Genomic DNA, 20104 nt, shown 5'->3' with positions numbered 1-20104 from the left:
GGTGTTTTGATCCCTGTCTCACAAATGGGGGTCAGTCCCGCCCTGCTTTTGCCTCTCTTTTATTTCCCGGAACGTCTCGCTATCTTTACCCCCAAGTCGCCATTTCCATTTCGTGGTCGTTAGCGAAATCCGGGCTGACCGGTGTAACCCGCACGTTCGGGTTAGCCTGCCAAATATCATGTACCGGGATGTCTGAAGAAGCGCCTTCGTAGACATAAAGCCCTTTATCCAATTGCTGTACCGGCTCTAATACAACCTTCCAGATGCCGCGATGCCCATCGGAGCCAACCGCCTCCACCCGGACGTCTTGGTGCCATACGGCGCCTAGTTGTATGACGGCTCGGAAGCTATTGTTGTTATGAACATCCACTTTGCTGATCTTTACGCGCGACCAGTTGCTGCGAATGAATTGCTTGTAGGCCGCAACCCTGGACGCTACCTCGAAATGATCCGCGGCGAACCGCTTCCCTCTTGCGCTTGTAGGGACATACATTTTGTTCCAATAATCGGTCACCATTCTATTGGTGTTGTAGACGGGGGCAAGCGAACAGATCGACTCCTTCATAAGGTTGACCCATCCTTCCGGGACGTTCCCTTCCACTCGATTGTAGAACAAAGGAATAATCTCTTCCTCGAGCAGCCGGTACAGCTCTTCCGTGTCCTCCTTCGCCTGAAGCTCGGAATCCGTATCGACCGCGCTCTCAATCGCCCAGCCGTTATGCCCGTTGTAACCTTCGACCCACCAGCCATCCAGCACACTGCAGTTCAGCACGCCGTTCAGCGCCGCCTTTTGCCCGCTTGTTCCGCTTGCTTCCATGGGCTTAAGAGGCGTATTGAGCCATACGTCTACTCCTTGAACGAGCAACTTAGCCTTATCCATCGCATAGTTCTCGACAATATGAACATGCCCCTTGAACCTGTCATCATGCGACAACTCCACAATTTTGCGGATCAAGTCCTGCCCTGGTCCGTCCGAGGGATGCGCTTTGCCGGCAAACACGAGAACGACCGGGCGATTCGCGGCGCTCAAGATGCGCGATAGCCGTTCCGGATCGCTAAAGATAAGTAGCGCCCGCTTATACGTTGCAAATCGTCTGGCGAAACCAATGATTAACGGCAATTCATCCGTGGCGGGGAGCGATAGACCAAAAGTCCGGAGCATCTTTGATTTGGCCCGCTTATGCTCCTCCCACAGCTCATGGTCCGGAATGTCCCGAACAGCCGTCCATACGTCAGGGTCTGCTGCTTGCAGGTACCAATCTGACGGGAGGTGACAGTCAAACAGTTCCTTCAAGCCGTGGCCTAGCCATGTTCCGGTATGAATGCCGTTCGTGACCGAATCGACGGGAATGTCCGGAATCGCAATATGCGGCATCCACCGGTGAAACAGCTCTTTGGTGACCTCGCCATGCAGCTTGCTCACCCCGTTTACTCTCGAGGACGTGCTGACGGCAAGGCGTGTCATGTTAAACGCGCCGTCGATGCAGCCAAGCGACAATACCCGATCCCGGTCAACTCCAAGCTGCCAGTAATAGTCTCCGAAGTAACGGTCCATCATGCCGATGGAGAAGACGTCATGCCCGGCCGGAACCGGCGTATGCGTTGTGAATACGGTACTTGCCTTAACGACTTCCAGTGCCGTCTCGAAAGGTATGCCTTGAGCGGACAACATGCGGATTCGCTCCAGTGTCAGAAACGCGCAATGCCCTTCATTCATATGCCAGACTTCGGGCTTGATGCCAAGCGCCGTAAGCAATCTCGTACCGCCGATGCCTAGCAGGATTTCCTGGCTAATCCGAACATCCTGCGCGCCGGGATATAACGTATCGGTCAAGCGGCGGTCCGCTTCGCTGTTTGATTCAACGTCGGTGTTGAGCAGATACAGAGTGACTGAACCTACCTGTACAGCGTAAGATTTCGCAAACACTTTTCTTCCCTCGAGGGGAATCTCAATAAGAAGAGGCTGACCATAGCCATCCCGTACGAGTTCAACCGGATACACGCTCGCCGCAAGGTTGATATCGGGGTACAGATGATGCTGCCATCCGCTATCGTCAATCCGTTGCTGGAAATAACCTTTGCCGTACAATATGCCAACGCCCGTAAGCGGAATGTTTAAATCTGCTGCCGCCTTAACATGGTCGCCAGCCAATATGCCAAGTCCACCCGAATAAATCGGCAAGGATTCATCAAGTCCAAACTCAGCAGAGAAATAAGCTATCTTTTGCATAATCCCACCTCGTTTTTCGTTAGATTGCTTAATGAAAGCGCGTCAAAAACATGGTGCCTTACTACTATATGCCGTTGTGCGGTACACGTGTCTATATAACTTTGTGTAGTTTCACTTAAGCCCAACAAAAAAAGGACGCAAACGCGTCCTCGTCAGTGTCGGATGACAAGAACTTGGTAACATTCCCACGATCCATACTAAGCCGGTTATTATAATTGAAAACAGCAGCTGCTGTTTTGTTGTCTTGAACTTTCAGTCCCTCGTTAGTTGAATATAGGTTGATGGCAAATCATCAATGTTTTTTTCTAAACCAAGTAGAGATAAGAATTAAGGTTGTACCAGGTAATTGGGTGAACACCAGAGCTTCCTTTCGATTTAGTTGTTGAACTATAGTTCCCAGTAAGTTCAATGCCCCATCGTTCTTGACATCAACATGATGTTAATTTGAATCTACATACAACCGATGTTTTCCACATCGAACACATTTGAAAAGGTAACCTTGTAGGCTTCCTTCATTCAATAAGCATTTTTGAAACTCTTCTTGAGTCAGATCATAATCAGTACAAATACTTGCAATATCTTCAGATAATTCTTCTTCTAAATGTTTTATTTGTTCCCAACCAACATATTGTACAATTGCACAAAAATCTCCACAATGACTCAACCAGTACTCCTGTTGCCAACTAACATATCCTGGCGTTCTATGCATCAGTTCATCTATGTATTTTTCCTTCTCCACTTCATCACAATTAGCTGGATCTTGAAATTCACCATCATACATTTTTGCAGCTGATCCATCTGATATGCACCAAGGGCATATCCCTTCAACATCTTCAAGTGAGTAAAATGGACCATCATACTTATACTCACGTTTGAACTTACATACAGGACATATGGTTGTTTCTTTCTTAATTACACCTAATAACAAGGCATTAGGGTTGTATTTAAATCCTGGTAACATTAAAGCTATTCATTCCTTTAACTATGAGAGTACAACCGCTTTGAGACGGTGGCTGAACTAACGTTCCCAATTTGCAATAGATTATCATCATTTTCCGTGTAGTAACTATCGTTCAATATTTGTGGTTTCACCAACTTGAATTGTTTTCAGACAATCATGAACGCTTAAGAATAAATACTAATACCAAATCGAACAATCAAGTATGTGTCCTTATGGGAGTAATCAAGAACAATGTAGAAATGCCTGAATCATTTGGGAGTACAGCAATGGGGTTGTTTTTCCCTGCATATTTTAACCTTAGGCTCGTACAGTCACAATTACGAAGTATATCGATTAAAAACTTACCGTTAAGAGATATATTAAATCCATCTCCAAGCATCTCCATTAGGGACACTTCATTTTCAATATCGCCAACTTCAGCTGTGCTGGATAATAGTTTCAATTTATTTGGGTCAGCTACTAGCTTAATAACGCTTTCACTAGCCAAAACAGTTACGCATTCAACCGCTTGCAATAAGCCAATTCTATTTACTAAGATTTCACAAAGATAAGATTTTGGGACCACATTCTTAATGGATGGGAAAGTACCATCAATAAGTGCTGATTGAACTTTCAATCCGCTTGCTTTAAATTGTATTCGGTTGCCGCTCACCTCTATTTCAGTTGTTACATCATCATCAATTAACATTTTTGATATTTCATAAAGATTTTTTGCTGGAATGATAGCCTTAAAATTGTCATTCGAACTATTCTTATTATGTAAATTTTGGTAGGCAAGGCGGATTCCGTCGGTAGCAATCAGATTTAGAGAATCATTATCGCATTCGAAGAAAACTCCGGTCAAAACTGGTCTAGTCTCCGATGTAGATGCTACAATTGCTACTTGTTTTATTGCTGATCTAAACATAAGATTGTTAATTTGCATCCTTTTGGAATATAACTCTTCATTATTTAGAGACGGAAATTCAGTTGAGTCCATTCCACATAGACTAACTCGAGAACCACCTGACATAACTGTAAGAACCAATTTATCTTTAAGCTCAAGTACAACTACTTCATTATTAAGTTTACGAATAACATCATAAAAATAACGTGCTGGTATAACTACAGCCCCTGCTCTTTGAACAGTTGTAGAAACATTATCTTGAGGAATTTTATATTGTATAGTCATACTTATATTACTTGCAGTCAAAATGATTCCATCGGTACCTGCATGAATATCTATTCCTTGTAATATAGGTATTGGACTATTTACTGCTACAGCTCTTAATACATGTTGTACAGCATTTATAAGAGTATCTTTTCTTATCTGAACCAGCAAAGACCTCACCTAACCTCAAATTAGATTATTAGGAATAGAATGCCTCAAGAATGTTGCGAATAACTTCTGAGCGAGATTGTTTATTTTCTACACAATAAGATTCAATTTTGTCCCATGTTTCCTCTGTTAGGGTTAATGATACTTTCTTAGTCACACCTATACTCTTTCTTCCGGAACCTTCTCGATGACCACCTTTTGTAAATACAAACCCTAACTGGCCTTCCTTATTAGAGATACCAACCTTAATACTATCGTTGTTCAATTTCTCCACTCCAAATTTGAAATTGGTAACTTAAATCAATCCGATGTCGAATATATTTTATCACCTAGAGAGAATTCTTACAATATTTTTAATTGCATGATGTTAGTCAATCTTAAAGGGGCTATCAAGTCAATGAACACATCCTGTGCCACCTTTGAATTTTTGTTGTATATTGTGCCCATTCAATAAAACCGGCACCGGATCTGAGATCCGCTGCCGGTTTTCATTTTTAACAAATGTTCCTCGTTAGTTCTATCATCAAATAAACGTACAAAAATATTTTTACACTTTTGTTCATTGATGTGGCCATTTACGACTTTCTGGTGTCTAATCATATGTGAGAACAAAGGAGGTTCACATGTGTCTGGGCCCAACGACGAATTTGATAAAATCTTCGAGAAATATTATAAAAAAGTTCTGCGGTTCCTCTCACTGAAGGTTGATCACCAGACAGCAGAGGATGCAACGCAGTTAGCATTTGTTAAGGCATTAGAAAACTGGCACACATTTCGAGGAGATTCAAGTGTATTCACTTGGATAAGCAATATAGCTTACAACGTATTAAAAAATGAGTTTAGAAAAAGGGAGAGAATCTTAGAGACCTCGGTGGATATGTTGGATATGGAAAACCATTTTATTACCGTTGAATTCACTAAAAATGTTGAACTCCGCATCGACGTAACTAAGGCGTTGCTAAAACTTAGCCAACTGGACCGCGAAATAATATCGCTTCATTATGATGTAGGTTGTACATTTAAAGAAATATCCGAGCTTGTAGATATACAGATAAGTACAGTAAAAAATCGACTATATAGGGCATTAAAGAAGTTAAGGAACGAACTTGATAATTGGGAGGCTCAAAAAATTATGTCTATCTTAGATTCTATATCTATTGTGAGTAAAGATGTCGGTACAACCAATACGACCACACCAGATAAAAAGATTTACCAAGATATTATCGAACATCTAAGGGTTAACGTTGATCATATTTGTATAAAGTTAAAGCACCATCCTTCAAAAAAACTAACCATCGAAATTTATCCAGATATTAGCTTTTTTCACCAAGCAGTAGACGAACCTGATGCTCCAGACTGGTTTATGGGCATGATTGAAGCGGATACGATTAAAATCACATCCCCCTTAAACCCAGGACCAGAGCACACTTACCAATCAATTCTAAAGTCGACAGTTCATCTCTTTACAATGTGGTTAATTAAAGATATAAATCCAGCAGCACCAAAATGGCTGTATCAAGGGATAGGCGGCTACGAAGCTGGACTAATGACAAGAGATTATATAAATGAATCAATTACGGAGTTAGTTAAGCGAGGAGATATTCCTACTTTTTCTGAGCTGCAGAATGATACATGGGATTTTGAGAAAATGAAAGGCTTTCAATTCTCCTTCCTACTTTGTGATTTCATTCTACAAAAGTACGGATCGGAAGGACTAAATAAGATCATTAGAACACCAAATGACTTTGAAGTTGTTTTTTCTTGTCCTCCCTTGGAGTTTCATGAAGAGTGGGCAACAAGTTTAAAAAAACAGTTAAAGATTTGATTTTCTGATTACAAAGGCACCCACTTAGCAAACGGGTGCCTTCAGCATTCCAATAACAATCTCCACGATAACCTGACCGTTTAGTTAAGAAAACAGCAGCTCATCATGTGATTAGCTGCCGTCGTGTTGTCTTGAACTCGTTCCTCGTTAGTTCAATCAAGTATTTTTAAGCCTACCACTTTTACTCATATACTCTTCGTATGCTTCACTTATTTTTTGTTTACATATCTCTTTCCAGAGTTCTTTTAGATTTTTTATTTTTTCTTCATCGTAAACCTCTGGCTGCATGTTGCCACCAAAACCAATCCAAAAATCTGCGTCAGGTACTAAACCCTGTTTGTCTGCATAAGCAATTTCATAGTCGGCGTAGGTATGTCCGCAATGTTTGCAGTTATTCTCAAGACAATGGTAGCCAGGTTCTGTAACGCTCGGGCAAAATTCCGGTACAATTTCATTTGCTTCATCATTAGTTCCATATGAACAATAAACTTCTAGTAGTACGTGATTATACGGCATTACGAGCACCTCACTTCTATTCAGGAATCCACCTATGTCGTTGCACTATCGTTCCCCGATAGCTTAATACTAAACGTACCAAGCATCTTCATTGAAATCGTTCCAACAAACCGAAAACCCTTGGGCTTGTATATTCCATTCACAGAATTTTTGCGATCTCCATTCGGTACCAAATATTCGAAAGATACATCCTAGAGTAACCATGTTTTGATCAAATTTGAGAACTTCCATTTCAATTAGGTTTTCTGCAGGGACAAGCTGTTCAACATTTTCTTCGTTAAACAGTATGGCTTTACAATGGGTTACTCCATGAAAAGTTAACTCACAAACCCCAGTCGATTTTGCCACTTCGAATGGATTCAGAGGGTGCTCAGGTGAAACATTTATGAATTCAAACTGAACTGTTATGAAACCACTCGTAATTTTAATATTGCTTACGATGCAATCATGAAAATCCAAAAAATCTATATATTCGTTTGTAGTTTGGAATCTCCAGCTTTCCAAAACATCACTCCTCCTTTTTGGATGCTGCGGCAAGCTTTTTCTAACTATCCTGTTCATCACTTAATGACAGAAGGAGCAGCATCCACGGCGGAAACTGCTCCCGGCTGGTTCTAAATTAAAGTTCCTCGTTAGCGTGATGATTTATGGAGTATTCCAAAGTTTCAATATCACTAAACCAATATAATAAATGTTCAAGATCGGATTGATAACGAGGATAATCGTGTAAGCCATCATGCGTTTATCATTTTTCTGTAGAGTCAAATTGTAGGTGCCTCGCCACCATTTCCCTATCCATTTTGTAATGATTTCTATGCTTATGAAAAACAAATTGATCGCTACAAATAAATATTCTCGAAAAAATTCAGTCGTATTGCCACTAACCAATCCAATCAAAATATCAAGCGATTTATTCTTTTGATAATCATCATACATAGTAGCGATAGAGCTAAGTAGTAAAAAGAAGGTGGAGCATTTAATTGACCAGCTTACCAGTGTTGCATAATCACCGCCTGATATTCGGTAAAGTATGTGCTTTACTCCAAAGAATAAAATACACTTAAAATAATGATTGTGACCGCCATAATAGACTCCTTATCTTCCCAAATCACTTGATATGGACGATATTTAATATATTGTAACGTTGCGCCACTGTTAAAATAATTCTGTCATTCAAATAAACACAACGGCAGCTAATTTATGGCCGCCTGCCGCATTGTATGTTGAACTAATGTCTCCCGTTAGCCATCCATGCATCTGATATTTGCACCACAGAGCATTAAAGTTAGTTCGTTCTTTCATGGTAGTGGAATAACCTTAACGAAAAATCAAATATTTTTGTACAACAGTCTTAATGTTTGATTCTCTTTGAATTCTCTTTTCAAATAGAAATTGTACGCAGGTGCAAACGTATTTGTAAGTAAAATTACATTGTCTATGCCTAAAGGTTTAATATCCGAATAAATAAACTCGAGCAATTTCGAGCCAACACCACGTCCCTGCAACTCAGATTTAACAAAGAATTCTTCGATTAAATATTCCTTACCTCTCCACCATTGCTTTTCTTTCCCTATCAGCGTTGCAACAATTGAGTTTTCGTTAGCTTCGTCAATCGCCACAAACCCTCGAAAACCTGGTGTTTCCCAGAAGTCTAAGAACAATTGTTTGGCGACTTCGTATGTCCATTTATTATTCCAGGGAGGCTGGTTAAAGACTTCAATAAATAACGATATACATCGTTCTAAATCTTCCTGAACAAGATTTCTGAAATACATGAAATCGTCCCCTCTCAACAAAGTGTGTTGTATGTACTATAGTTCTTCGATAGTTCAATTGAACAAGTGTATCAGAATGCTCGACTCGTAACTTGACCCTTAAACTCTAAGGCATCTAAGACCCTTATTAGATGAATCTCACTTAATTCTGATAAATGCAGCCACCTAAATTCGGAGTGTACATCCCTTACTTCTGTTCCAAGTTCTTCACGACATTCTCGATATAATGCCTGATGAATGGTTTCGCCAGGCTCAACACTACCACCAGGGAAACTCCACCCCTTATCTCCATATGTCCTCTTTAATTGAAGAACCTGTCCATTGGAATTAAGTATTATTGCATGGGCTCCAAACCTAAAAGTATCATTAAAAGCCAAGCATATCACTCCTTTTTAGTCCTCATGATTTTAACACATATTGGAAGCAACCTACCCATTAGCGTAACGATGGCAGCCGATCGTTCTGAGGCCGGCTGCCGTCGTGTCATGATTGAGCTATCGTTCTCCGCCAGCTTAATAAACACTGTCGCTGATTTTGTAATCTGCAGCTGGCGTAATGGAGGATCTTATCGGGAAAGTCCTTGTCATTTCATTGTGACAAGAAATTGATAACATAAAATAAAAAGCCGCAATTTATGCGGCTTACAATGTTACTATGTTCTTGTCACCAGGCATTCAGTGGCTCTCCACTTTCCGTCCAGCTATCAAAGATTTAGACCAGAAATACATGCCCATGCCGGATAAAGTGATCATCCCGCCGATAAGCTGGAAGGAAGAAATCGTTTCTCCCAGCAAAAGATACGCGAGAAGTATAGCCAGAACGGGCTCGCCGATAATCCCCACCGACACTGTTGTTGCTCCGATTGTTTTTAACAACACGTTAAACAAAAACTGCCCAAAAATCGTCGGGATGATCGCAAGCAGCAAGAAGTAAGTCCAATCGGATGACGAATATTCCGTTAACGAGAAGCCACTCAGCAAATTGTAGCTCAGCAACACGACTCCGCCGATGAAAAACACGATAACGCTATATACGTTCGCGTCGATTTTGCTGCTTATTTTTTGCCCGGAGAGCATATAGGCCGATACAAAAAACGTGCCAAGCAGCGATAAGCCGTCTCCGATTAACGCCTCCCTCGATACGCCTATATCCCCCCAAGCAATAAGGATCGAACCGCCAAGAGCCGCGGCCAAGCAGACAATCGTGACGAGGTTGACCTTTTCCTTAAATAAGAAGTAGGCGCCAATCAGGACAAAAAGCGGCTGTAGCGCAAGAATGACCATGGAGCTTGCGACCGAGGTGTAGGCGAGCGATTCCATCCAGCATAGAAAATGCAAACCTAACAAAATGCCCGCTAACAGGGCGATGCTCCACTCTTTTCTGTTCAACCTTATGAGGCGAAGCCGCTTCCACGGAACAAAAGGCAACATGAGGATAACGGAAATAAACAACCGGTACATGCCAGCCACAGAGGTAGGCGTATCCGAGAATTTGATAAGGATCGATGAAATAGACACGGACAATATACTGATCAACAACAATAGAAATGGATGGGTGGGTAATGACGTTTTCGTTAATTTAAGCATTGTTCCTCCACGCGAATAAACAATTGCCTGTGCACAGGAATTGTAAGGGTTAGCCTTAGCCGGATATAATAATATCATCGTACGAAATTATTTTGTGCAATAATATCCTTCATTTATATCGAAATATCGTCAGACAAAGGAGAATGACGGTGGACAAGCAACTGCACGAGGCCATTCAATATCCGGACCAGACTTTCCCTTATATCATGTACACGCATACGCTTCGCCAAACCATCCCAAAAGGCAGAGGGTTTAACGATCTGCATTGGCACCAAGAGCTGCAGATCACGTTAGCCACTAAAGGGAGTTTAACGATTCAGATCAACGGAATAGACTTTCATTTGCGCGAAGGGCAAGCTGTGTTTATTAATAAAAGCGTCCTTCACGTCGTTACGCGCTTAACGCATGACGGAGAATACGTCAGCTTTAACTTTCCGGAGAAGCTGCTTGCCTTTTATTCGGGCAGCGCCATGGAAAAAAACCACGTCCTCCCCATCACCAATTCTTATTTGTTATCCTATGAGATCAGAGGAGAGACAGAGTGGCAGAAGCAAATTTTGCGCATTCTGTGGGAGTTGAAACAGGAATTCGAATCGAAGAACAACTGGGGATGGCAATATGAAATTTCGATCAAGACGGTTCAATTATGGCTCATCCTCATCTCGAACATGACTTTGCCCTCGGAGGAGTCCTCCAAGCATAATCGGCTTAAGCAGGAGAGATTGCAGCTCATGCTCAGCTTCATCCACCAAAGCTATGCCGATCCGATCACGCTGAAGGACATTGCCGATGCCGCTCATTTGAGCGTGTCGGAATGCACCCGGAGCTTTAAAACAAGCATACATAGGACCCCTTATTCCTATTTGGTCCAATACCGGATTAACAAAAGCTGCGAGCTCTTGCAATCGACGGAATACAGCATAACCGAAATCGCTCAAAGAGTTGGCTTTAATCATGTGAACCATTTCATTCAGGCATTCAAGAAGGATCGGGGCATGACGCCAAAGGAGTATCAAAAAAACGGAGTAAAAGAAAAAGGATACCGCTGAGGGTATCCTTAAGCACGCAAATCGAGGAAAGCCACTTCCTCTTCCGTCAATCGAACCTTATCTGCCTGTATGGAATCTTCCAGCTGGGCATGGGAATGGCAGCCGATAATCGGAATCGTCGGAAAAGGCTGTGACAGCATATACGAAAGGACAAGCTGACTGACGGCAATCCCTTTCTCTTCCGCAAGCGTACGAATTCTCCCGAGTTTCATCCGATTGGAATCGGAACGATACATAGGCGCAGCCGTATCATCGTCAAGAGAAAGCCGGCCTTCAGCCAGCTTGGTGAACAAACCTTGCGCCTGGGACGAATACGGTATAGCCGTTAGCCCCGCTTCGCGATGCAAGGCAAACATTCCCTCATCCATGGCAACAAGCGTTTGATCTTCCGCTTGCGAGAGGTCAACGGATGCAAGACTCCACATCGGCTGGTTCGCGCTGAACGGTTGCAGCCCATGGGAGGCCGCATAAGCTTGCGCTTCCCGAATTCGATCCGTCGTCCAGTTGGACAAGCCGAAATACCGGATTTTCCCTTCCCGAACAAGAGCATTCAGCGATTCCACGATCTCGCCTACATCGCGGTTCCGATCATCCCGATGCAGCCAGTATAGATCGATATGATCGACCTGCAGTCTCCCGAGGCTTCCTTCAACGTCTTCTCTAATGTCCTGCGGCGACATGCGGGAAATATGCATCGTCGACATGCGAGGATGCGCCCCTTTGGTCGTTACGATCAAGTGATTGCGGTTGCCGCGGGACTTCATCCACTTGCCAATCGTGGATTCGCTGACGCTTTGCTCGCCCGGCAGCCAATTCGCGTACACTTCTGCCGTATCGACCATATTGCCGCCGTAATCCGCGTAAGCGTCCATAAGCGCAAAAGATTGCTCATCGTTTAACTTGCTCCCAAACGGAACGCCGCCAAGGGCAAGCGATGAACTAAGTAGATCGGTTCCCGTAACCTTTACCTTTTCCATTAGACGCCTCCTTCCATCTAGTTCAATTGTATAGGAGTATTCGCGGGCACAGCAAGACCCCACTCCGGAAGCTCCAGAAGCGAGGTCTTGTTGTGTTCTGTATTTCGTTTATTAGTAGCCTAAAGCTGTTTTTGCGTCTTTCCATTTCTTATTCAACTTATCGAATGCGGCCTTAAGATCATCCGCTACGATATATTCTTGGACATAGTCGCCAGTGCCGATGCCGATTTGCGCTTTGTTCGCAATTTCATTGTATTTCGGATCCGTTGCTTCGCTCTCGATCAGCGTTGGATTATAAGATTGGAACTCCGCCAATTGCGGAATGGAGGATTGCGCCGATTTGTCGATTGGCATAAAGCCTGAATCTTCCACATACCCGGATTCTTTGACGAAGAACTCTACCCAAGCTTTAGCTAAATCCTTGTTCTTGCTGTCTTTGCTTACGGCTACGAAATAATCGGAGCCAAGCGGAGCGTTGTATTTGCCGCTGTTATCATATGGAAGAGGGAAGAAGCCAATATCCTCGGATGCTGCGCCTGCTCCAATAATTTGCGGGATTACCCAGTTGCCGAGGAAATACATCGCCGCTTTGCCGCTTGCGACTTCGCCTTTGGACATTTCCCAGTTGTTCGTGTACAAGTCTTTCTCTACGTAACCTTTTTCAACGAAAGTGCGGCCGATGGTCGCGAGCGTGCCCCAAGCGTTATCCAATTGGAATGGCGCCTCTTCGGATACTTGTTTCGTTGCGAATTGCGGATCGCCGTTCACATACCAAGCAGAGCCATCCCCCCAGTTGCCCATTGGCCATTGCGCGCCATAGTTCATATACAGAGGCGTAATTTTTGCTGCTTTCAGCTTCTCGGCATCGGCATACAGTTCATCGAGCGTTGTTGGCGCTTTATCAATGCCCGCTGCCGCGAATGCTTTTTTGTTATAGACGATCCCTTGCGTATTTACGCCGGTCGACAGCCCGTAACGTTTGCCGTCAAACAACGTATTGTCAGCGAAATAAACATTATTGAACCATTCATCCGGAAGCGGTTCGAAGTACTTGCTGTATTCCGATGTTGCAAGGCCCGCCGGAATCATCAGAACGTCGCCCGCCTCGCCGGTCGTCAAGCGAACTTGAATGTCCGTCGCATAGTTTGTAAGACCTTCGAATTCCACTTTTGCGTTTGGATATTTTTTCTTGAACTCGGCTGCATATCTGTCGAAGGTCCCGTCATTGACATAGTCCGTTCTTTGCGTGAGTACTTTAATGGTGCCGCTTAGTTCGCTTGGAGCGTCTGTCGCAGCACCCGCGTCTGTCGCGCTGGCGTCATTAGACGCCGTGGCATTGTTGCTGCCCGAATTCGTAGCCGTCGCTGCATTGTTATTGCCTGCATTGTTGCCTCCGCAAGCAGCCGTGAGAACGGCGGTTAAAGCCAGAACCAACGTAATTGCAAAACTTTTGTTCATCGAAAGTTACCCCCTGCAATTTGGTTTTTTCAAAGCTACTCTTTAATTTTGTTGCACAATTTGGTATCGCTTACATATTCATCATAACGTCTCTAAAAATAAATTTACATGAAGTTTATTTGTTTTTATTGTCATCAATTATGCTAACAACCATCGGTTTTGTTAGGTGAAAAGACAATAGAAGACTAGGATTGGAGTCGCCCATAATGTTCGCTTATGACCGCAGCCGCGATTTTGCCGTACATGCAATAATCGTCGTTGCTTGCCGCTTCGTCAGCGTTATACAACCTGGCCGGCCAATCCCAGAGCATGTAGCCCTGCATCCATTCCCGCTTCGAGCAAGCTTCGAACATCGCTTCGTAATAACGCTTTTGCTCAAGTTCGGAAGGACCGCCGGGAAGCGACCAGTCATTGGGCCTCATAGGAGAGCCTTCACGGCTAGGGCAACCGGCCTCCATGAAGAAAAACGGTTTGTTCCAGCGCTTCACGGCCGCTTCGATCCGGTCAAGCTGAGTTTCCCATTGATCAACGGGATAATAGCCGCTGGAAGAAATCATATCGACAGCATCCCACCAGGCAACCCGCTCCTCCTGGTATTTGTCGCAGTTATAAGTAATAAGACCGCTGTAAATCTCGCGAACCTCCGCTATTAAAGCGCGCCATTCCTTATCCCGCTTGTCGGTCTGTACCATTTCGCAGCCGATGCAGAGCATCTCGCAGCCTTCCGCTTCCGCTATTGCGGCATAATGCTTAATAAATGAACCGTAAGAACTGAACCACTCCGCCCAGCTAGGCTCGCCTGGCACCTCATCGTCAAAGAAGTTAATGTGAGCCCGCCAAGTGCCGTTCGCGCAGTTGACGACCGGCTTCAAGCATACGTTTAACCCGTGCCGCTTCGCCTCCCGTATTGCCCATATCGCTTCATCATCCGTTACGGTTGGTTCCTCCCAATAAGGAATAACCGTAGACTGCGGTGTTTCTTGTTCGGCGGCTAGAGCTATCGCCACCCAGTTGACGTTCAGCTTCGTCATCTCCGACATGGAGTGTTCCGCCTCGGGACTTGCCCATGTACCGCGCACGCCTGTCCAGCCCCATGTCATACCGTTCACAGTTTCATTCCATTGTTTCAACGTTGATGCACTCCCTTATGAATAACTTCCGTTTAGCTATTTGACAGCGCCATTTGTTACTCCGGCAAAAATATAACGCTGGAGGAACAGGAACAGCAGCAATGTCGGTATGAAAATAATAAGAATGCCGGCAGAGATCACGTTTAGTTGAGCCGCATTAGGCCCGACAAAAGAATAGATGGCGGTCGATACGACCTTCAGCTTCTGGCTTGGCATGTATAGGTAAGGAGTATAGAAATCGTTATAGATCGAGATCGTTTTGAGGATCACGAGCGTTGCCGTGGCAGGCGCCAGCAGCGGGAAAATAATAGAGCGGTAAATTCGGAACAAGGAAGCCCCTTCAATCATCGCGCTTTCGTCCAAATCCTTCGGAATGCTATTCACAAACTGCAAGTAAATTACGATTTGAAGCACGTCCGCTCCCAGATACAAAATAATCGGACCGCCCATCGTATTGTACAAATGAAGGGATTTAATTACGCTGAACGTAGCCACTTGCGTCGTGACCATCGGAATAACCTGAGCAATCAGGTACATGCCCATAATCGGCTTTTTCAGCTTGAAATCAAATCGCCCAACCGCATAAGCGACCATCGTTCCGAACAAGACATTGCCGGCAACCGCTATAACGAGAATGATCAGTATGTTTTTAAAGCCCAGTCCAAGCTTGCCTATGTCGATCACCTTGCTAAAGTTGTCAAAGTTAAATAGATCAGCAGGCAGCCGCAGCCCGGTTTGGTAATATTCCACTTGCGTCTTGAACGCGCCGATAAAGACGGAATACAAGGGGAAAAACACAACGAACAAGGCGATAGCGAGCGTCAAGTATTTGAATACCGTAAAGAGGTAAGATTCTTCCCGTTTCATCCCGTTATCCCTCCTCTCTGAACAGCAGCTTGCGTTGAATAACGATAAAGATGAGGACCATGATCAGCAGCACCACGGCCATTGCGGAAGCAAGACCAAAGTTCTGATATTTGAACGCCGTATCTACGGTTTTGATGACAAAGGTTGAGGTATCATTCGCGCCAAGCAGCATGACATAAGGAATATCAAAAGCTTCGAGCGCCCCGGTCAAGGTGAGAATAAGCATAAGCTCCATGACTTTGCGAATGCTTGGCAACGTAATGAAGCGGAATTTCTGCCTGCCGTTAGCCCCGTCGATGGAAGCTGCTTCGTACAAGTCGCTCGGAATGGATTGCAGCGCGCCGATAAAGATCACCATGTTAAGGCCCATGTACTTCCACATCGAGATAAAAGCAAGCGAGAAATTAACGAGATGTTTGTCGCCGAGCCAGCTCTGCTGCCATGACTCTAGTCCGATTGAGCCAAGAAGCACGTTAAGCGAACCGTATTCCATGTGGTACAGGTTCTTAAACATAATGACGGTTGCAACGCTATGCAGGACGTAAGGGATGAACAACATCGCCCGGAATCCGTTGCGGCCGCGCAGTTTGCCCGTTAGAATAACGGCGAAATACAGCGATAAGGCAACCTGGACAAGCCCGCCGATAAAATAATAGAGATTGTTCTTCAGAGCGCCGAACACTTCCGGTTTCGTGAAGATTTCCTTGTAATTGTCGAAGCCGATGTAATGCATATCCCAACCTAATCCCGTCCAATCGGTTAAGCTGTAATAGAGCAAAGAGACGGCCGGATAATAAGAAAAGGTCAGCGATAGCAGGACGGGGATCGTTAAAAATCCGAATAAAATGAGATAACGCTGCGTTTTATAACTGAAATGAAACAATAGGCTCCCTCGCTTTCTGTTGGATGACTGTAAGCCAACTTGTTAACGCTTACATCGTATTATAGGCGATTGGCGCTATGATTTTAATGGACTTCGTTATTCTTTCTTGTCTTCTATTTTGCTAACTTCCACCTAACTTTGATTACCTAACAACGTCGCGGTATTCTTTAGGCGTTTTACCGGTCATTTTTTTGAACACCTTCGTAAAATAAGCCGGATCCGCATACCCTACCATTTCGCCGATCCTATAGGTTTTCAACCCTTGCTCGTCGCGAAGCAGGCGTTTGGCCTGTTCGATTCTCTCCGAGGTCAGATAGTCGGTGATCGTTTCGCCGGTTTCCGTTTTGAACAGCTTGCTCAAATAGCTTGGGGTTAGATAAACGAGGTCAGCCAGACGCTGCAATTCAATCTCTTCCGTATAATGCTTCTGAAGATACGCCTTAATCGTTTCAACCGCTTTGTTGTCCGTCCGTCCCTGTTCAAGCGCAAAAAAACGTTTGCTTATATCCGCGCGCAGCTGATCGGCATAAGCCCGCCAATCCTCAAAGCTTTCTGGAGCAATCATCTTATTCGGCTCAACAATCGGGGGCTGCTGCCCAAGTCTTGGCTTGATTTCCTCGCTTATGAGCACATCCATGTCCGAGCAAACTTCTCCCAGCTCTTCGAAGCTTAAGCGGTAACTGGCGCATTCCGTCAGCCAACTCTCGAAAGCGCGGCTTGCCCTAGCCATATCGCATAGCTGAAGCGCCGGCAAAACCTCCTTGTCGATGATGCGAAGCAAGCGATACCGCTCTTCCTTGCGAGCCAACTGGGTAGGCATGGCCGAGTACCCGCGCAGCTCGTTATTATACCAGGCATGCTGATAAGCGGCCGAAGCCTCGCGATAAGCTTGCCCCAGACAACCGCTGCCGCTATAAACACCGCTAATTCCAATCTTCGCTTTCGTAAAGCCGGGCATTCGCTGCAGGAGCGTCAGGGCCAAATCCCGTACCGTATCTACATGGTCATTCTCGCCTACGGCGATAATGACTGCTTGTTGCCGGCTTTCGTTGCTTACGATTTGGCGTTCGCGCTGCCAGTCGCAAGTCCATTTCTCAAGCTGCTCATCCATTATTGCCGGCTCGGCAGCACCTATAAACAAGACGGCATATTGCTCGGCAAACAACCGGCTGCGGTCAAGCTCGCTGCTTACTTCCTCCTTGAGCGTTGCCGGCATTTGCCTGTCGCCCGCAAACAGCAGCAAGCTGACCAAATCTTCCGATTCCAGCCGCCGCCGGTTATTCTCCTGCTTCACGCTTGCCGCAACCTTGGCAAGCATGCGGTTCAATTCATCTAAATTAACGGGTTTCAGCAAATATTCCTTCACTTCGTAACGCATGGCCTCCCGCGCGTATTCGAAATCGTTGAAGCCGCTGAGAACGGCGAACTTCACCTTTTTTTGCATGCGGACAATTTTTGAAATAAGCTCTAGTCCCGTCATCTGCGGCATTTTAATATCCGTAATAATTAAATCCGGTTCCAAATGTTCAAGCTCGTTCAGCAGCTCCTGGCCGCTGCCATAAGAGCCGATAATGGCATAGCTATCGCTTGCTTGTTCGATCAGCTTGCACAATCCGAGTCTAATTCGCTCCTCGTCATCCACGACAATAATGTTCATAACAATATTCCTCCTTGTTTGGGATGGATTGGAAGTTTAATGGACACCTTCGTTCCTTCGCCCTGCACGCTGTCGACCGTAATGCCATAGGCAACGCCATAACGTAACTTAAGCCGCTCGTTTACATTCCTTAACCCAATGCCGCGGCCTTCGTACTCCGGCATTTCCTCCGCCTCAAGCATGCTTCGCAGCCGAAGCAGGGCGTTCTCGTCCATGCCGCTGCCCTCATCCTTGACGATAAAATACTGATCTGCGCCAGCTTGCATATAACCGATTGAAATGACCAAATCCCCCGTCTGTTCGTCGTACGCGTGATTGATCGCATTCTCAACGATAGGCTGGAACAGCAGCTTCATCACTTCGATTTTCCCGATTGCGGGATCCTCCGGCAGCTTTAAGGAATAACGGGTTCCGTACCGATAGCTTAGAAGCTCCATATACATTCTTAAATGCTCCCATTCCAACTCGGCTTGCACCACTTCGCTGCCCGCGTGAATGCTATAGCGAAGCTGCTGTCCGAGCAGCTGCACCATTTGCCCGACTTCCGGGTCATCGTTAATGACGGCCGTCATTCGAATCGACTCAAGCGTATTGTAGATAAAGTGAGGATTGATCTGACGCTGCAGGCTTTCGAGCTCAATTTGCTTCTTGCGCTGCTCAATCCGGTAAATATCCTCTATTAAAGATTTGATGCGAGCCATCATCCGGTTAAAAGCGTTGCCCACCATGCCGACCTCATCGCGCCGCTTGAAGGGGAATATGACATCCAGCTTGCCGGATTGCACCTGCTTCATCACCTTAACGAGAGAACGCAACGGCTTTGTTAACGCAAATATCGTAATAAGAGAGATGACAAGCGCGAGACACATCGTAGAGATCGCGGCTGCCGTCGTGTAATTGCGCGTTCGCAACGCGGCAGACATTAGCTGCTTTTCGGGAATCGAGATGAGCATTAGCCAACCGGATACTTCCGATTTGCGGTAAATCACGAGCTGGGATTGCCCCTTTTCACCGATATGGAAGCTTCCTTCCGTGCCGGTTACCTGCTTCAGCAGCTCATTCTCCGATAAATTTTGCAGCAGGTATTTCTGCTCGCTGTCATAAATGACGTTCTTCTGCTCATCCAAGATGAGCGTCGTGCCATGCGTCGTGGCATCCAAATCCTGCACGATATTCGTAATTACCGAAATGTTGGCATCTACGGCGATGATCCCGATAGGGTTATAAGATTTATCAATAATTTCCCGAACGACCGTAAATACATAATGTTTGCGGTTAACCGAAGTCACTTCCTGCGTGCTGACCAGAACGGGTTTGCCGTTCGCCTCATGGGCAATTTGCTTCCAGTTCCCGTAATAATCGCTTAAGTCCGACCGTACGCCGCCGCTCTTGATCACATAGTAGGGATTGCCGTAACGGTCGAACAAATAGACATTGCTCGTCCCCTCTTTAATGTTGTTCATAAAATAAATGCTGCTTTCGATTTTGCGCTGAATTTTAAGCCTGACCGTATCATCCGCAGCCGCTTGGTCCGTTAAGCTTCCTTTCGCTTCCAATTCCTTCGCATAGTAGTCGTTGGACAACTTAAGCCCCGCTTGAATCTCATCCAAATAAGACGGGATAATCGAGATTTTTTTCATATCTACCGTGTAGTCGTCCAGTTTGCTTATCATCTTGTCCGTAAGCTCGGAAGCATAAGATACCGTGTTCGACTCGATCGTTTGCGTGTATCGCTGCGCCGAGAATAGAGTAAGCAAAGCGATGGGAAGCAAAATCAGAAGCACAAACACGATTAAGAGCTTCGCTTCCATCCGAGTTGACGGCCACTCCGTCCATATTCGCAACCGGGAACCCCATTTGCTCAACTGTTGT

18 protein-coding genes are annotated in these 20104 nt (G+C 45.1%); 2 read left to right on the top strand and 16 right to left on the bottom strand.

Annotation, left to right across the window (positions count from 1 at the left end; translation table 11 throughout):
* Positions 1 to 85: 85 nt before the first annotated feature.
* The 4 genes from glgP to QQK89_RS09455 form a co-directional block, all read right to left on the bottom strand.
* Positions 86 to 2230 carry an alpha-glucan family phosphorylase gene (glgP, locus tag QQK89_RS09470; protein ID WP_284238297.1) on the bottom strand — a complete coding sequence of 715 codons (2145 nt, stop codon included), beginning with the start codon at positions 2228 to 2230 and terminating at the stop codon, positions 86 to 88.
* Between the two features lie 439 nt (positions 2231 to 2669).
* Entirely contained in the window at positions 2670 to 3191 is a 522-nt protein-coding gene (locus QQK89_RS09465; protein WP_284238296.1) for a CbrC family protein, read from the bottom strand.
* A 196-nt stretch (positions 3192 to 3387) separates the two neighbouring features.
* Positions 3388 to 4512, bottom strand: coding sequence for a DNA polymerase III subunit beta (gene dnaN, locus QQK89_RS09460; protein WP_284238295.1), 1125 nt, complete (start codon positions 4510 to 4512; stop codon positions 3388 to 3390).
* Positions 4513 to 4540: 28 nt separating this feature from the next.
* Positions 4541 to 4783 (bottom strand): hypothetical protein, encoded by a 243-nt coding sequence (locus QQK89_RS09455; RefSeq protein WP_284238294.1) that lies wholly within the window; start codon positions 4781 to 4783, stop codon positions 4541 to 4543.
* A gap of 351 nt (positions 4784 to 5134) precedes the next feature.
* Between QQK89_RS09455 and QQK89_RS09450 the strand changes: the two genes are divergently transcribed.
* Positions 5135 to 6334 carry an RNA polymerase sigma factor gene (locus QQK89_RS09450; protein ID WP_284238293.1) on the top strand — a complete coding sequence of 400 codons (1200 nt, stop codon included), beginning with the start codon at positions 5135 to 5137 and terminating at the stop codon, positions 6332 to 6334.
* Positions 6335 to 6490: 156 nt separating this feature from the next.
* Here the strand turns inward: QQK89_RS09450 and QQK89_RS09445 are convergent, their stop codons facing one another.
* From QQK89_RS09445 to QQK89_RS09425, 5 genes are all read right to left on the bottom strand, one after another.
* A complete protein-coding gene (locus QQK89_RS09445; RefSeq protein ID WP_284238292.1) occupies positions 6491 to 6850 on the bottom strand; it encodes a hypothetical protein in 360 nt (119 codons plus the stop codon).
* Positions 6851 to 6919: 69 nt separating this feature from the next.
* A complete protein-coding gene (locus QQK89_RS09440; protein WP_284238291.1) occupies positions 6920 to 7354 on the bottom strand; it encodes a hypothetical protein in 435 nt (144 codons plus the stop codon).
* An 824-nt stretch (positions 7355 to 8178) separates the two neighbouring features.
* Positions 8179 to 8625 (bottom strand): GNAT family N-acetyltransferase, encoded by a 447-nt coding sequence (locus tag QQK89_RS09435; RefSeq protein WP_284238290.1) that lies wholly within the window; start codon positions 8623 to 8625, stop codon positions 8179 to 8181.
* A gap of 71 nt (positions 8626 to 8696) precedes the next feature.
* Positions 8697 to 9011, bottom strand: a complete 315-nt coding sequence (locus tag QQK89_RS09430; protein WP_284238289.1) for an NUDIX domain-containing protein — start codon at positions 9009 to 9011, stop codon at positions 8697 to 8699.
* A gap of 288 nt (positions 9012 to 9299) precedes the next feature.
* Positions 9300 to 10211: a DMT family transporter gene (locus tag QQK89_RS09425; protein ID WP_284238288.1), complete on the bottom strand. Its 912-nt coding sequence runs from the start codon at positions 10209 to 10211 to the stop codon at positions 9300 to 9302.
* Positions 10212 to 10360: 149 nt separating this feature from the next.
* Between QQK89_RS09425 and QQK89_RS09420 the strand changes: the two genes are divergently transcribed.
* Positions 10361 to 11260 carry an AraC family transcriptional regulator gene (locus tag QQK89_RS09420; RefSeq protein ID WP_284238287.1) on the top strand — a complete coding sequence of 300 codons (900 nt, stop codon included), beginning with the start codon at positions 10361 to 10363 and terminating at the stop codon, positions 11258 to 11260.
* Positions 11261 to 11268: 8 nt separating this feature from the next.
* Here QQK89_RS09420 and QQK89_RS09415 read toward each other — a convergent pair whose 3' ends face one another.
* The 7 genes from QQK89_RS09415 to QQK89_RS09385 form a co-directional block, all read right to left on the bottom strand.
* Entirely contained in the window at positions 11269 to 12237 is a 969-nt protein-coding gene (locus QQK89_RS09415) for an aldo/keto reductase (RefSeq protein WP_284238286.1), read from the bottom strand.
* Positions 12238 to 12348: 111 nt separating this feature from the next.
* Entirely contained in the window at positions 12349 to 13695 is a 1347-nt protein-coding gene (locus tag QQK89_RS09410) for an ABC transporter substrate-binding protein (RefSeq protein WP_284238285.1), read from the bottom strand.
* Between the two features lie 185 nt (positions 13696 to 13880).
* Positions 13881 to 14795, bottom strand: a complete 915-nt coding sequence (locus QQK89_RS09405; RefSeq protein WP_284238299.1) for a glycoside hydrolase family 113 — start codon at positions 14793 to 14795, stop codon at positions 13881 to 13883.
* A 66-nt stretch (positions 14796 to 14861) separates the two neighbouring features.
* On the bottom strand, positions 14862 to 15692 hold the full coding sequence (locus QQK89_RS09400) for a carbohydrate ABC transporter permease (protein ID WP_284238284.1): 831 nt from the start codon (positions 15690 to 15692) through the stop codon (positions 14862 to 14864).
* Between the two features lie 4 nt (positions 15693 to 15696).
* A complete protein-coding gene (locus QQK89_RS09395; RefSeq protein ID WP_284238283.1) occupies positions 15697 to 16575 on the bottom strand; it encodes a carbohydrate ABC transporter permease in 879 nt (292 codons plus the stop codon).
* A 142-nt stretch (positions 16576 to 16717) separates the two neighbouring features.
* Positions 16718 to 18232, bottom strand: a complete 1515-nt coding sequence (locus QQK89_RS09390; protein ID WP_284238282.1) for a response regulator — start codon at positions 18230 to 18232, stop codon at positions 16718 to 16720.
* Positions 18229 to 20097: a sensor histidine kinase gene (locus tag QQK89_RS09385; protein ID WP_284238281.1), complete on the bottom strand. Its 1869-nt coding sequence runs from the start codon at positions 20095 to 20097 to the stop codon at positions 18229 to 18231. The genes QQK89_RS09390 and QQK89_RS09385 overlap by 4 nt, the downstream gene beginning before the upstream one ends.
* Positions 20098 to 20104 lie beyond the last annotated feature (7 nt).

Origin of the sequence: Paenibacillus glycanilyticus, from assembly GCF_030161375.1 — a bacterium.
In the GTDB taxonomy this organism is placed as follows: Bacteria; Bacillota; Bacilli; order Paenibacillales; family Paenibacillaceae; genus Pristimantibacillus; species Pristimantibacillus glycanilyticus_B.
Note: the sequence above shows the minus strand (reverse complement) of the source record. Positions and strands in the feature narration are given on the sequence as shown.